The 12,568-nt window shown below is 71.7% G+C and carries 12 protein-coding genes; 4 read left to right on the top strand and 8 right to left on the bottom strand.

Going from position 1 to position 12,568, the window contains the following annotated elements; translation table 11 throughout:
* The first annotated feature begins 202 nt into the window (after positions 1-202).
* Entirely contained in the window at positions 203-865 is a 663-nt protein-coding gene (locus D0D15_RS33585; RefSeq protein ID WP_115945035.1) for a ComF family protein, read from the top strand.
* Between the two features lie 383 nt (positions 866-1,248).
* Here the strand turns inward: D0D15_RS33585 and D0D15_RS33580 are convergent, their stop codons facing one another.
* Positions 1,249-2,094, bottom strand: coding sequence for a MurR/RpiR family transcriptional regulator (locus D0D15_RS33580; protein ID WP_233157541.1), 846 nt, complete (start codon positions 2,092-2,094; stop codon positions 1,249-1,251).
* A 173-nt stretch (positions 2,095-2,267) separates the two neighbouring features.
* Between D0D15_RS33580 and D0D15_RS33575 the strand changes: the two genes are divergently transcribed.
* The 3 genes from D0D15_RS33575 to D0D15_RS33565 are packed head-to-tail and all read left to right on the top strand — an operon-like array spanning position 2,268 to position 5,301.
* Complete coding sequence (locus tag D0D15_RS33575; protein ID WP_094008937.1) at positions 2,268-3,659, top strand: MFS transporter; 1,392 nt, start codon at positions 2,268-2,270, stop codon at positions 3,657-3,659.
* Entirely contained in the window at positions 3,656-4,090 is a 435-nt protein-coding gene (locus tag D0D15_RS33570; RefSeq protein ID WP_094008936.1) for a GAF domain-containing protein, read from the top strand. Before D0D15_RS33575 ends, D0D15_RS33570 begins: the two co-directional genes overlap by 4 nt.
* The gene (locus D0D15_RS33565; RefSeq protein WP_115945034.1) at positions 4,087-5,301 is read left to right on the top strand and encodes a metal-dependent hydrolase family protein; all 1,215 of its coding nucleotides are present in this window, start codon (positions 4,087-4,089) and stop codon (positions 5,299-5,301) included. Before D0D15_RS33570 ends, D0D15_RS33565 begins: the two co-directional genes overlap by 4 nt.
* A gap of 863 nt (positions 5,302-6,164) precedes the next feature.
* Here the strand turns inward: D0D15_RS33565 and D0D15_RS33560 are convergent.
* The 7 genes from D0D15_RS33560 to D0D15_RS33530 form a co-directional block, all read right to left on the bottom strand.
* Positions 6,165-7,910 carry an LpqB family beta-propeller domain-containing protein gene (locus tag D0D15_RS33560; RefSeq protein WP_094008934.1) on the bottom strand — a complete coding sequence of 582 codons (1,746 nt, stop codon included), beginning with the start codon at positions 7,908-7,910 and terminating at the stop codon, positions 6,165-6,167.
* Positions 7,907-9,601, bottom strand: a complete 1,695-nt coding sequence (gene mtrB, locus D0D15_RS33555) for an MtrAB system histidine kinase MtrB (protein WP_233157540.1) — start codon at positions 9,599-9,601, stop codon at positions 7,907-7,909. The genes D0D15_RS33560 and mtrB overlap by 4 nt, the downstream gene beginning before the upstream one ends.
* A gap of 7 nt (positions 9,602-9,608) precedes the next feature.
* Positions 9,609-10,286: an MtrAB system response regulator MtrA gene (mtrA, locus tag D0D15_RS33550; RefSeq protein WP_094008932.1), complete on the bottom strand. Its 678-nt coding sequence runs from the start codon at positions 10,284-10,286 to the stop codon at positions 9,609-9,611.
* Positions 10,287-10,359: 73 nt separating this feature from the next.
* The gene (locus D0D15_RS33545) at positions 10,360-11,007 is read right to left on the bottom strand and encodes a dTMP kinase (RefSeq protein WP_115945033.1); all 648 of its coding nucleotides are present in this window, start codon (positions 11,005-11,007) and stop codon (positions 10,360-10,362) included.
* 23 nt (positions 11,008-11,030) lie between these two features.
* Positions 11,031-11,477 carry a type II toxin-antitoxin system VapC family toxin gene (locus D0D15_RS33540; RefSeq protein ID WP_233157539.1) on the bottom strand — a complete coding sequence of 149 codons (447 nt, stop codon included), beginning with the start codon at positions 11,475-11,477 and terminating at the stop codon, positions 11,031-11,033.
* On the bottom strand, positions 11,474-11,761 hold the full coding sequence (locus D0D15_RS33535) for a toxin-antitoxin system HicB family antitoxin (RefSeq protein ID WP_094008929.1): 288 nt from the start codon (positions 11,759-11,761) through the stop codon (positions 11,474-11,476). Before D0D15_RS33535 ends, D0D15_RS33540 begins: the two co-directional genes overlap by 4 nt.
* A gap of 58 nt (positions 11,762-11,819) precedes the next feature.
* Positions 11,820-12,568, bottom strand: a 749-nt coding sequence (locus tag D0D15_RS33530) for an adenosylhomocysteinase (protein ID WP_115945032.1), incomplete at its 5' end; no start/stop codon positions are given.

The raw sequence follows: 12,568 nt of genomic DNA, 5'->3' as shown, positions 1-12,568 counted from the left end.
CCCCGAGACACGCCGCCACCACCTCGACTCCCGCCCCTGACCGACGCAGCCACCGGCCCCACCTCCAGGCCCAGGACCAGGCGACCACCACCCACCGCCCCACCGCTGCCAGCGGCGCGGCCGTTGCTCCATTTGATCTAATCCCCCTCCGCTGGTCGCCGGAGCGCCCGGAACTGTCGGTCCCCCTCCGCACACTCTCCGCATGAACCTCGGAACCCTTGCCCTCGACCTGCTCCTCCCCGCGCTGTGCGCCGGCTGCGGCGTGGCCGGCGCCGCCTGCTGTGCGGCCTGCCTGCTCGAACTCGCGCGCCCGCACCTGGCGCCCCGCGGGGCGGCCGGGGTGCCGGTCTACGCGCTGGCTCCCTACGGCGGCACCCCGCGCCGCCTGGTGCTGGCCTACAAGGAGCGCGGCAGGCGCGACCTGGCCGATCCGCTGGGCCGCGCACTGGCCGGCGCCCTGCCCCATCTCCCCGAGGCCAGGGCGGCCCCGGACGGCACGTGGTGGCTGGTCCCGGCGCCGTCCCGCCGCTCGGCGTCCCGGCGACGAGGTGGCGCGCACCTGCTCCGCCTGGCCCGCCGGTGCGCCGCGCACCTGGCCCTGGCAGGCCATGCGGCCGCCGTCGCCCCGGCGCTAAGCTTGTCGTCGCGCGCCCGGGACGCGGTGGGGCTCGACCGCGACCAACGGGCCCAGAACCTCGCGGGCCGCCTCCGGCTCGATCCACGGGGCCACCCACCACCCCGCACACCGGTCGTCCTGCTCGACGACGTGATCACCACCGGCGCGACGATCGCTGCCTGCACCCGGACGCTCGCCTCCGCGGGCTGGGAGGTGAGCGCAGCACTGGTACTGACGTCAGCGAGCTGACCGAAAGACTCGCCGTCCGTCACCCGTGGCGAGCACGCTCCACCGGGCACGGGTAACACCGCGCACGAACGTGCGGCGGCGGCAGCGCCAAACGGCGGGATCAGCCGCCCCAACGGCGGGATCAGCCGCGCAACGGCGGTGCCCAACCGTCGTGGTGGCGGCGACACCCTCCCCGCCTGGAGGGCGGCGGCCGCCCGGCCGGGTGCCGGCTAGTGACGGGCAGGCAGTAGGCAACGGTCCCGGAGGCACCAGCGGCCGCCACTCGCCGACCCCAAGAGGCAACAGCCGATCAACCACCCCAAAGGCTGCAACAACCCAGCCCGAAAGCGGCAACCGCCCAAACCCCTCAGGCGACAACCCCCCACCCCGGCGGCAAGACCCGCTCAACCGCCCTGCGGGTGGCGGCTGCTCACGGGCCGGCGGTGCAGCAACTCGAAACGGGACCACATCGCCTCGGCCGCCTCGATGGAACTGTTCGTGCGCTGCGGATCGACCGCGGCCAGCTGGGCCACGATCGCCTGCACCAGGGCCATTCCCGCGGTCAACGACGGAAAGAAGGTGACCCCCTCGGCCGGAACCATCAACACCCGCTCGGCGGCACCCGCCAGGGCCGGGCTCGCGGCATCGCTGATCGCGAACACCCGCGCGCCCCGGTCATGGGCCTCGTTCGCCGCGCGGACGGTGCTCTCGTACAGCCGCCAGAAGCTGATCGCCACCAGGACGTCGTCGGCGGTGAGCTTCGCCGTGGCGTTGGCCAGTTCGGCGTCCCCCGCGGTCACCGCGTGCACGTCGTACCCGGCCAGGCGTGCGTTGTGCGCGAAGGCGATGCCGACGGCGGCGTAGCTGCCGTCCGCGATGACCGTCGTCCGCCGGGCCGCGGCCACCGCTTCCGCGACCGCGCGGATCTCGTCCTCGTCGAAACGCCGGTTCACCAGGGCCAGGCTGTCGAGGTCGCGCCGCAACGACGCGGACGCCGGCGAGCCGGCGCTGTGGTGCTCTTCGGCGACCTGGGGCGCGCTCAACGACGACAGGTACCGCGCCCGCAACTCCTGCTGCAACGCGGGCCACCCGGCGAACCCGAGCGCCTGCGCCGTCCGGGTGACCGTCGCGACGTTGACCCCGGCCAGCCGGGCCAGGTCACTCGTCGAACCGAACGACGCCTGCCTGGGCTGCGAGACCAGCACGTCGACCACCGCCGCGGACTTCGGCCGCAACCCCCGCGGCGGCATCCGCTCGCGCAGCCACTCCTCGAGACCCTCGTCCGCCACCGCCAGCCCTCCTGCCGCGCACACCGTATCCCACCTGAAAGGTGTTACAGCCATGCAAAGCGTATTGCAGTTTCTCCGATTTGCAGTTTATGTTGACCCGACCATCCCTCCCCGACCTCAACGGAAGGCGTGTCATGACCCTGCTGGCACGACTCGACCGGCTCCCGCTGAGCCGTCCGCACTACCTCCTCCTGCTGATCGGCGGGCTCGGCTACACCTTCGACGGCATGGACTCGGCCGTCGTCGCGTTCCTCCTGCCCAGCGCGAAGGAGGCTTGGGGCCTGAGCAACGGCGAACTCGGCCTCATCGGCTCGGCCACACCGTTCGGGTTCCTCTTCGGCGCGATCGCGGCCGGCCTGCTCGGCGACCGCATCGGCCGCAAGAAGGTCATGATGTACGCGCTCGCCTTCTACGCGGTCTTCTCGGTGGTCGCCGCGTTCGCGCCGAACTACGAGGTCTTCCTGGCGGCGCGGGTGCTGGCCGGTACCGGGGCCGGGGCGGAAAGCGCGATCATCGCGCCGTTCCTGTCCGAGTTCGTGCCGGCCAAGCGGCGCGGCTGGTTCGTCGGGGCGCTCGCCGGGTTCTTCTCGTTCGGGTTCGTCGCGGCCGCGCTGCTCGGCCGGTTCGTGGTGTCCACGCTGCCCGAGGGCTGGCGCATCGCGCAGGTGATCACCGCGCTGCCGATCGTGCTGCTGCTGTGGTGGCGTCGTTCGCTGCCGGAGTCGCCGCGGTTCCTGCTCACCCAGGGCCGCGCCGAAGAAGCCGAACGGGTGGTCGCGAAGATCGAGCGGGACGTCGAGAAGGCCACCGGCAAACCCCTGCCGCCGGTACCGGAATCGGTCACCGAACCGCTCACCAGGACGCCGAAGGTCGGCCTGTTCACCGCGCTGAAGTTCCTGTGGAGCCGCAAGATGGCGCGTCGCACCGCGGTGATCTGGGCGGTCTGGTTCGTCATCACGTTCTCGTACTACGGCTTCTTCTCGTGGATCCCGACGCTGCTGATCGAACGCGGCATCACGGTGACCAAGAGCTTCGAGTTCTCGATCATCATCTACCTCGCCCAGGTGCCCGGGTACTTCTCCGCCGCCTGGCTGTCCGAACGCCTCGACCGCAAGCACACCATCGCGCTGTACCTGACCGGCTCCGCGGTGAGTGCGTTCTGGCTCAGCCAGATGAACGCGCCGTGGTCGATCACGCTGGCCGGCGCCGTGCTGTCGTTCTTCCTCAACGGCACCTACGCCGGCGTCTACTCCTACACGCCCGAGGTGTTCCCGACCTGGATCCGCGCCACCGGAACCGGCCTGTCCAGCGCGTTCGGCCGCGTCGGCAGCATTCTCGCGCCCTCGATCATCGGCGTCTTCGCGGCGAGCCTCGGGTTCGGCGGGGTGTTCGGCCTGACCACCGCGGTGCTCGCGATCGGCGTGCTGTGCGTGATGGTGTTCGGCCTGTCCACGGCCGGGCGCTCGCTGGAGGAACTGACCGAGGAGGGCGCGCCCGTCGCCGCCACGAAGGAGATGACCAAGTGACCGATCTGTCCACAGTGGAAGAACGAGTGGCGGAGGCCGTCGGCGCACGGCTGTTCACCGTGCTCGCCTGGTTCCCCGAGCGCCGCGCGATGCGCCGCGTGTACAGCAACCACCCCGAGCAGTACCCGGTCGGCGGTGAGAAGACGGTGGAGATCTCCGCGGGCTGGCTCCGGCAGTGCGTCGAGCTGCAGCAGCCCTACCTGGGCGCCGACCGCGACGCGGTGCGGGCGGTGTTCGCCGACGCCGGGCTGATCGAGTCGCTCGGCTGCGGCGCGGTGATCAACGTGCCGGTCGTCGACGACGGCCGGACGCTGGGCGCACTGAACATCCTCGACGCGGAAGGAAAGTACGACGAGGCGTCGGTGGCCGCGGCGGTGGAGCTGGCGCCGCTGGCCGTCCCGGCCCTGCGGAAGGTGGTGGACGCACGATGAGCGGGAACCTGTTGCTGCGCAACGCGACCCTGCTGGATCCGGAGACGGGTGAGTACACCGAGGGCGACCTGCGGTGCGCGGACGGCCGCATCGCCGAGACCGGCCGCGGCCTGAGCGCGGGGGACGCCCGGATCGAGGACGTGCGCGGCGCGGTGGTGCTGCCGGGGTTGATCGACGCGCACGTGCACGTCACCGCCTCGACCGCGGACCTGGGCTCGCTGCCGTCCACCGCACCGTCCTACGTGGCCCTGCAGAGCGCCCACACCATGGGCCGGATGCTGGACCGCGGGTTCACCACGGTGCGGGACGCGTCCGGCGCCGACTACGGCTTGGCCGACGCGCAGGCCGAAGGGCTGTTCCGCGGGCCGCGGCTGTTGTTCTGCGGGCGGGCACTGAGCCAGACCGGCGGTCACGGCGACAACCGCAACCGCGGCACCCGCGTGCACGACGACCACCCGTGCTGCGCCGGGCTGGGCCGGATCGCGGACGGGGTGGGCGCGGTGCGCGAGGCGGCGCGGGACGAGCTGCGCAAGGGCGCCCACCACATCAAGGTGATGGCCTCCGGCGGGGTCGCCTCGCCCACCGACCGCATCGACTCGACCCAGTACTCGGCCGACGAGCTGCGTGCGATCGTGGAGGAGGCGGAGGCAGCGAACCGCTACGTCGCCGCCCACGCCTACACCGCGCGGGCCGTGAACCGGGCGCTGGAGCTGGGTGTGCGGTCGATCGAGCACGGCAACCTGATCGACGACCGCAGCGTGGAGCTGTTCCGCGAGCACGACGCGTTCCTGGTCCCGACGCTGGTCACGTACTGGGCGCTCAAGCAGGAGGGCCGCGAGTTCGGGCTGCCCGAGGCGAGCTGGCGCAAGGTCGACGAGGTGCTGGGCGCCGGGCTGGCCGCGCTGGAGCGGGCCGCGCGGGGTGGCGTGCGGATCGTGTACGGGACGGACCTGCTGGGCGGGATGCACCGGCACCAGAACCACGAGTTCCGCCTGCGGGCCGAGGTGCAGTCGCCGCTGGAGATCATCCGTTCCGCCACGACGGTGGCCGCGGAGCTGGTGAACATGGCGGGCGAGATCGGCACGCTGCGGCCGGGTTCGTTCGCCGACCTGCTGGTGGTGGACGGCGACCCGCTGGCCGACATCGGCGCACTCGCCGAGCCGAAGCACTTCCGGCACGTGATCCAGAGCGGCGAGATCATCCCCCGGTGACGCGACCCGCCGTTCTGCCCGGGCCGGCTCAGCCCGGGCAGAACGGCGATCCGCTCGCCGAGCACTAGCGCCCCGGCGCGTGATCGGCGGGATCGTCCCCGGGTGAGCGCGGCCGAGCGTTTTGCCAGGGCAGACCCAGCTCGGGCAGAACGGCACCCCCAGGCCGACACCGACGTGCTCGCGCCCAGCACGCCGGCAGGTGATTCAGAAAGACGAAAACGCCCCGGGGTGATGGCGAGCCGCCGCTGCCCGGCAGACTCAGCTCGGGTAGACCCCCCGATCCGCGCGCCGAGCCGAACACAACTGGCGCCTGCTCCAGAAACGCCGCCAGCCGTTCTACCGGACAGGCTCAGCCCAGGCGGACGCGATCCGCCGGCCGGATGGCGGCGTGCTCTCCCAGCCCAGCACCCCCGGCACGTGACCCAGAACGACGGGATCGTCCCCAGGCAAGCGCGACCCGCCGCTCTGCGCGGGCACGCTCAGACCGGGCAGAACCCGGGACCCGCCCGCCGAGCCGAACACCATCGGCACGTGCGGCATCGCCCCGGGGTGAGCCCGACCCACCGCCCTGCCCGAGCAGAGTCAGCCCGGGGCAGAACCCACGACCCCCGCGCGCCGAGCCGAACACAACTGGCGCCTGCTCCAGAAACGCCGCCGGCCGTTCTACCGGACAGGCTCAGCCCGGGCGGACGCGATCCGCCGGCCGGATGTCGGCGCGCTCGCCCAGCCCAAGTACCTGCGGCAATACTCCAGAGCAGCGGGATCCGGATGAGCGCGACCCGCCCTGCCCGCAGACGCGCCCCGCCCAAGCACCTCCGCCACATCCCCCACAGCGCCGCCAGCCGTTCGGCCCCGGCAAAAGTTCAGCCCGGGTAGAACGGTGACGCGTTGCCGCCGAAGCTGTGGGGGTGTGGGCGCCACACCTCGCCCACGTCGGAGGCTGTCCAGAGGCCTCCGTCGTCCGCCACGACTATCGACCGGCCCGGTGCGGCGGTGATCGCGTGGACCGGGAGTGTCAGGTTCGAGATGTTGAACGGGTCCAGCCGCAGGCCGTCGATCGGGATCTTGACCACCGGTTGTGACGGCATGGTCGTCGCGGCGACCAGGGTGTCCTGGCTGAGCCAGTCGACGTCCACGACCCCGCCCAGCGTGCCGCCCTGCAGGATCCGCGGCGCGCGCAGCGTCACCGAGTCCTGCGTGCGCACCACGGACGCCACCAGCAGCTGCCCGCCGGCGACCACCGCCGCCCGCGCGCCGTCCCGGGACAACCGCAGCACGCTGATCGGCCCCACCTGGAGGATCTCGTCCGCGTTCACCACCTGCGGCACCCAGCTGCCGTCCGGCGTCCGCAGCGCGCGGACCACCGTCTGCCCATCCACGACGGTCCACACCTCGCCCGAACCGTCCGCCGTGGCCGTGGGCCGCCAGGTGGGCCGGGTCATCGTCGCGCCAGCCAGGTCGACCGCCGCGGCCTCCCGCCCGAACTGGCCCACCCGCAACCGCTGCCGCCCATCGGCGTACTCGACGATCGCCAGCTGACGGCCGTCGATCGACTGCGCCGCGCTCGCCACCTGGTAGCCGCTGCCCTGCCCGGCCGGACCCGAGATCAGCGAACCGTCACCCAGCGACCGCACCCGCCCGTTCACCGTCACCAGCCCGGGCTGGTCCGCGCTCGGCGACGCCAGCGCCGTGTAGGACGGCAGGTCGCTCGGCACCCAGTCCTCGTGCCCGTCCACCAGCGGCGCACCGTCGGACAACAGCCGCACCCGGTTCGTCGTCACCGACTGCAACGACAGCACGATCTGCGCCGCGATCAGCCGCCGCACGTCCGCCGTCTGGTCCGCCACCCCGGTCAGCGGCACCACGAGCGCACCGTCCGGCGCGGTCGTCACGTTGCCCTCGGTGTTCGCGTCCTCCGGCAGCAGGTTCCGCACCGCCCCGACCAGGCTGGCCGACGGTCCGGCCAGCAGCAGCCCGACCACGCGCCCGGCCAGCCCGGTCTGCGGTTTGCCCGCCACGTACCGCAGGTCCGGCACCACCGTGTTCGAGTCCTGCGCGAAGAAGAACGCCTGAACCCGCACGTAGTTCGCGGTGAAGTCGCTGTAGGGCATCACCAGGTTCGGCGGCGGGTTCGTGATCCGCCACTGCCCGTCGGACTGCCGCCGCACCAGCAGCTTCAGCTCGACCGGCGTGCGCAGCGAGATGAACGCGCCGTCCTCACGCAGCGTGCCCAGGCCGGTGCCGCGCAGCACGACGTTGACCTCGTTCGGGTTCGCCGTGGTGTCCGCGCCGCTCGCCGGGACGGTCGCGAACACGTCGTCGATGATCGTGATGACCTTGCCGGGCGTCCACGCCTTGCCCGCGGCCTCGTCGAGGTACATGCGCGCGGCGGCGTTGTTGCTGATCGGCTGGGCGCTCGCGCGGACGAAGTCGCGGACGACGGTCAACGCATCCAGGTCCTTCGCCGGCTGCGGCACGTCCGGGTTGACCGGCTGCCCCAGCTCCTGCTGCGGAACGGCGACGGGCTGCGACTCCTCGGGGACGTTCGCGCAACCGGCGGCCAGCACGAGACAAGCCAGCAGGGCGAACAGCCGCGGCAGGAGCTTCACACGTCCTCCTTGCGCATCTCGCCGATCGTGATCGTGTACTCGGTGGGCAGCCCGACCTGCAGGTGGCCGTTGGTCGCCGGCGCGTCGTCCGGCACCAGCGGCAGCGGGCTCTCCTCGAACGGCTCGCCCTGCTTGCGCGGCAGCGTCAGCCGGAAGCACGCCCCCTGCCCCGGCGCGCCCCACGCCTCCAGCTGACCGCCGTGCAGGCGCGCGTCCTCGTGGCTGATCGCCAGCCCCAGGCCGGTGCCGCCGGTGCGGCGGTTGCGGGACGGGTCCGCGCGCCAGAACCGGTTGAACACCAGGTCCGCCTCACCGGGCCGCAGGCCGACACCGTGGTCCCGCACCGTGATCGCGACCGCGTGCTCGTTCGCCGCCAGCGTGAGCCGCACCGGGTTGCCCTCGCTGTGGTCGACCGCGTTGGCCAGCAGGTTGCGCAGGATCCGCTCGACGCGCCGCGCGTCGATCTCGGCGAGCGTCTCCTCCTCCGGCAGCGCCAGCTCGATCTCGGTCTCCGCGTTGCCCGCGATCACCCGCACCTGCTCGACCGCCCGCCGCGCGATCGACGACACGTCGATGAACTCGGCCGCCAGCTCCTCGACACCGGCGTCCAGCCTGCTGATCTCCAGCAGGTCGCCGAGCAGCGCCTCGAACCGGTCCAGCTCGTCGACCAGCAGCTCGGTGGACCGGGCCAGGCCGGCGGGGAACTGCTCACGCGAGGCGTGCAGCACGTCCGCCGCCATCCGCACGGTGGTCAGCGGGGTGCGCAGCTCGTGCGAGACGTCCGAGGTGAACCGGCGCTGCAACGTGCCGAACTCCTCCAGCTGCCGGATCTGGTGCTGGATGCTCGCGGCCATCTCGTTGTAGGACACGGCGAGTTTCGACAGGTCGTCCTCGCCCGTCACCGGCAGCCGTTCGTCCAGCTCACCGCCCGCGAACCGGGCCGCGGCCGCCGCGGCCTGCCGCACCGGGCGCACGACCTGGCGGGTGACCAGGTTCGCGATGCCGGCCAGCAGCGCGAGCAGCACCAGGCCACCGACCAGCAGCGTGTTCTGCACCGTCTGGACGGTGCTCTGCTCCGCGGTCATCGGGAACAGCAGGTACAGCTGGATCGGGCGGCCGGTGCTGGTGACCGGCGCCCCGACGATCAGGTGGGTGGTGCGGGTGCCGTCCGCGTCGGTGTCGGTGTTGATCTGCCAGGCGACCTGGTTGTTCTCGACGAACCGCTGCAGGCCGTCCGGCACCTTCGTGATCGGGCCGGCCGAGTCGGTCGAGTCCTCCCCGCCCGCGGTCAGCACCGGCTCGAACGCGCCGGCCGCCGACGCCGCGGTGCCCTGGTCCTCCGACGAGCTGCTGGTGATCTTCTTCAGCGCGTTCTGCAGCCGGTCGGCCAGCGCGTCCTGGTCGCTGATGCCGACCAGCTCGTTCTCCGCGGTGCGCACGACCTGCAGGGTCTGCGCGACCGCGGCCTGCCGCTTGGTGTCGGTGAGCCGCTGGGTGATCTGGTTCTGCAGCACCATGCCCAGCACGAGCCCCACCGCCGAGGACAGGGCGAGCGTCGACACGGTCACCTTGAACTGCAGCGACCGCCGCCACAGCACGCCGAACGCAACGGCGCGGCCGCGGGCGTAGGCACCCGCGCGGGGGGCCAGCCGCAGCACCGCGCGGACGAAGGCCAGGACTCTTCGCTTCATTTCGCTGTTACGGCGGGCCCGCCTTGTACCCGACGCCGCGGACGGTCAGGACGACCTCGGGGTGCTCGGGGTCCTTCTCGACCTTCGAGCGCAACCGCTGGACGTGCACGTTGACCAGGCGGGTGTCGGCCGCGTGCCGGTAGCCCCAGACCTGCTCGAGCAGGACCTCGCGGGTGAACACCTGGCGCGGCTTGCGGGCCAGCGCGACCAGCAGGTCGAACTCCAGCGGGGTGAGCGGGATGGACTTGCCCTCCCGGGTCACCTCGTGGCCGGGCACATCGATGGCCAGGTCACCGATGGTCAGCGTCTCGGCCGGCTCGGCCTCGGTGCGCCGCAGCCGGGCGCGCACGCGGGCGACCAGCTCCTTCGGCTTGAACGGCTTGACCACGTAGTCGTCGGCGCCGGACTCCAGGCCCAGCACGATGTCGACCGTGTCGCTCTTCGCGGTGAGCATGACGATCGGCACACCCGACTCGGCCCGGATCGCCTTGCAGACGTCGATGCCGTTCATGCCGGGCAGCATCAGGTCGAGCAGCACGAGATCGGGCTTCAGCTCCCGCAGGGCGGGCAGCGCCCGGGAGCCGTCCGCCACCACCGCGGTGTCGAACCCCTCGCCGCGCAGCACGATGGTGAGCATCTCCGCGAGAGCGGGGTCGTCGTCGACGACCAACACACGTGCCTTCATGACCACATATTCGCACTACGGAGACCGTTCGTGACGGCCGACCCTGCGAACGGCTCACGGACCCGCACGCCCGTTACCCCGGATGGACGAGCGCGGCGACGAGCCGGGCGTGGTCGACGCCCGCCGCGCCGTCCACCACGTGCCAACCGGACAACCAGGACACCGCCGCCAGCTCGTCGTAGACGGCGGCGCAGCGGGACTGCAGGTCGTCGTCGGACTCGAAGGCGTCCTTGGCTCGCCCGGCGACGCCCGAGGCGCGGCGCTCGGCCCGCTCGGCGGCCACGGCGGGCGGCACGCGCAGCAGGATCTGGGCGTCCGGCAGCGGCAGGCCGAAGCGGTCGATCTCGATCTCGCGCACCCACCGGACGAACTCGCCGTCCGCGTGCTGCCGCAGGCGGGCCGCGCCGTAGGCGGCGTTGGAGGCGACGTACCGGTCGAGCAGGACGACGTCGTGGGTGGCCAGGTCGCGGCGCAGGTCGGCGGCGGCGTCGCGGCGGTCGAGGGCGTAGAGCAGGCCCATGCCGTAGACGGAATCGGTGAGGTCACCGTGGCGGCGGTGCAGGCCCTCGTGGATGAGGTCGGCGTGCACGCTGCGGCCGTACCGGGGGAAGGACAGGGTGGTGACCGTGTGGCCCTGGTCGTGCAGTGCCTTGGTGAGGCCGTCGGTCAGGGTGCGCTTGCCCGCACCGTCGAGCCCCTCGATGACCACCAGCCGTCCCACGCGCCCAGGTTATCGGGCGGCGGTCAGCAGACTTCGAGACCGTGCGCCTTCGCGGCGTCGGCCTGGCGCTGGTCGCGGGTGACCATCACGACGGACTCCCCGTCGGCCAGTCCGGTCGTGTCGTGCAGTGCGACGGCCAGGTGGATCGCGTCGAGCGTCCGGAGCGCGTGGTGGTCGGACACCAGCCGGTACGCCGCCGGCATGATCACCTGCGGCGCGAACGGGACGAGGCTCAACGCGCCCTCCCCACCGGCTTCGGCGTCGAAGCGCGCGAGCGCGAGCTTGGTGTCGCGGATCCGGCCGTTGTTCCACGCGGTCGCCATCGCACTGGCGAACTCGACCCGTGTCAGCTCGCTCGTCAGCACCAGGTCTTCGTTGTCCAGGAGCAGCTCGATCATCTGCTCGTGCTCGGGCTCGTCGGGGAGGAACGCCCGGACGACCGCGCTGGTGTCGGCGTAGAAGACCGTCACCACTTGCCTCGCGACCAGTCCAGGGCCTCACTGACGGCGGTTCCGCTGCCCTTCAGGACCTCGTCGAGTTGCTCGCGGGTGGGCACCGGCCCCTCGGGAGCGAACGAAACGATCTTGCCTTCGGCGAGCAGGCGTCGCTTGCGTTCCGCGCGGGACTCGGGGCGATCGACCGCCGCCTTGAGGAGCTCGGTGACGAACTCGTTCACACTGCGCCCCTCCGCCTCGGCTTTCGCCTTCACGCGGGCGTGCAGCTCGTCGTCGATGCGCGTGATCATCTGCCGCATACTGCGATGCTATCACGGGCAAGCCCCGGTGATAGCATCGCAGAGTGGCGGTACGCGGTCAGTAGCGGTAGTGCTCCGATTTGAACGGGCCCTCGACGTCGACGTCGATGTATTCGGCCTGGTCCTTGGTCAGCTTGGTCAGCTCGCCGCCCAGCGCCTGGAGGTGGATGCGCGCCACCTTCTCGTCCAGCTTCTTCGGCAGGCGGTAGACCTCCTTGTCGTACTCCTCGTGCTTGGTGAACAGCTCGATCTGCGCGATCACCTGGTTGGAGAAGGAGTTCGACATCACGAACGACGGGTGCCCGGTCGCGTTGCCCAGGTTCAGCAGCCGGCCCTCGGACAGCACCAGCACGCTGTGCCCGTCCGGGAAGACCCACTCGTCGACCTGCGGCTTGATGTTGATCCGCCGGATACCCGGGTACCGCGCCAGGCCGGCCATGTCGATCTCGTTGTCGAAGTGCCCGATGTTGCCCACGATCGTCTGGTGCTTCATCCGCGCCATGTGCTCGGCCATCACCACGTCCTTGTTCCCCGTCGTGGTGATCACGATGTCGGCCTCCGGCAGCGCCGACTCCAGCGTCTTGACCTGGTAGCCATCCATCGCCGCCTGCAACGCGCAGATCGGGTCGATCTCGGTCACGATCACCCGCGCGCCCTGCCCGGACAGCGACTCCGCCGCGCCCTTGCCCACATCGCCGTAGCCGCAGACCACCGCGACCTTGCCGCCGATCAGCACGTCCGTGCCCCGGTTGATGCCATCGATCAGCGAGTGCCGGATACCGTAGCGGTTGTCGAACTTCGACTTGG

The organism is Amycolatopsis thermalba, assembly GCF_003385215.1.
Lineage (GTDB): Bacteria > Actinomycetota > Actinomycetes > Mycobacteriales > Pseudonocardiaceae > Amycolatopsis_E > Amycolatopsis_E thermalba.
The sequence above is the reverse complement of the archived record's forward strand: the minus strand, read 5'-3'. Positions and strand labels throughout refer to the sequence as shown.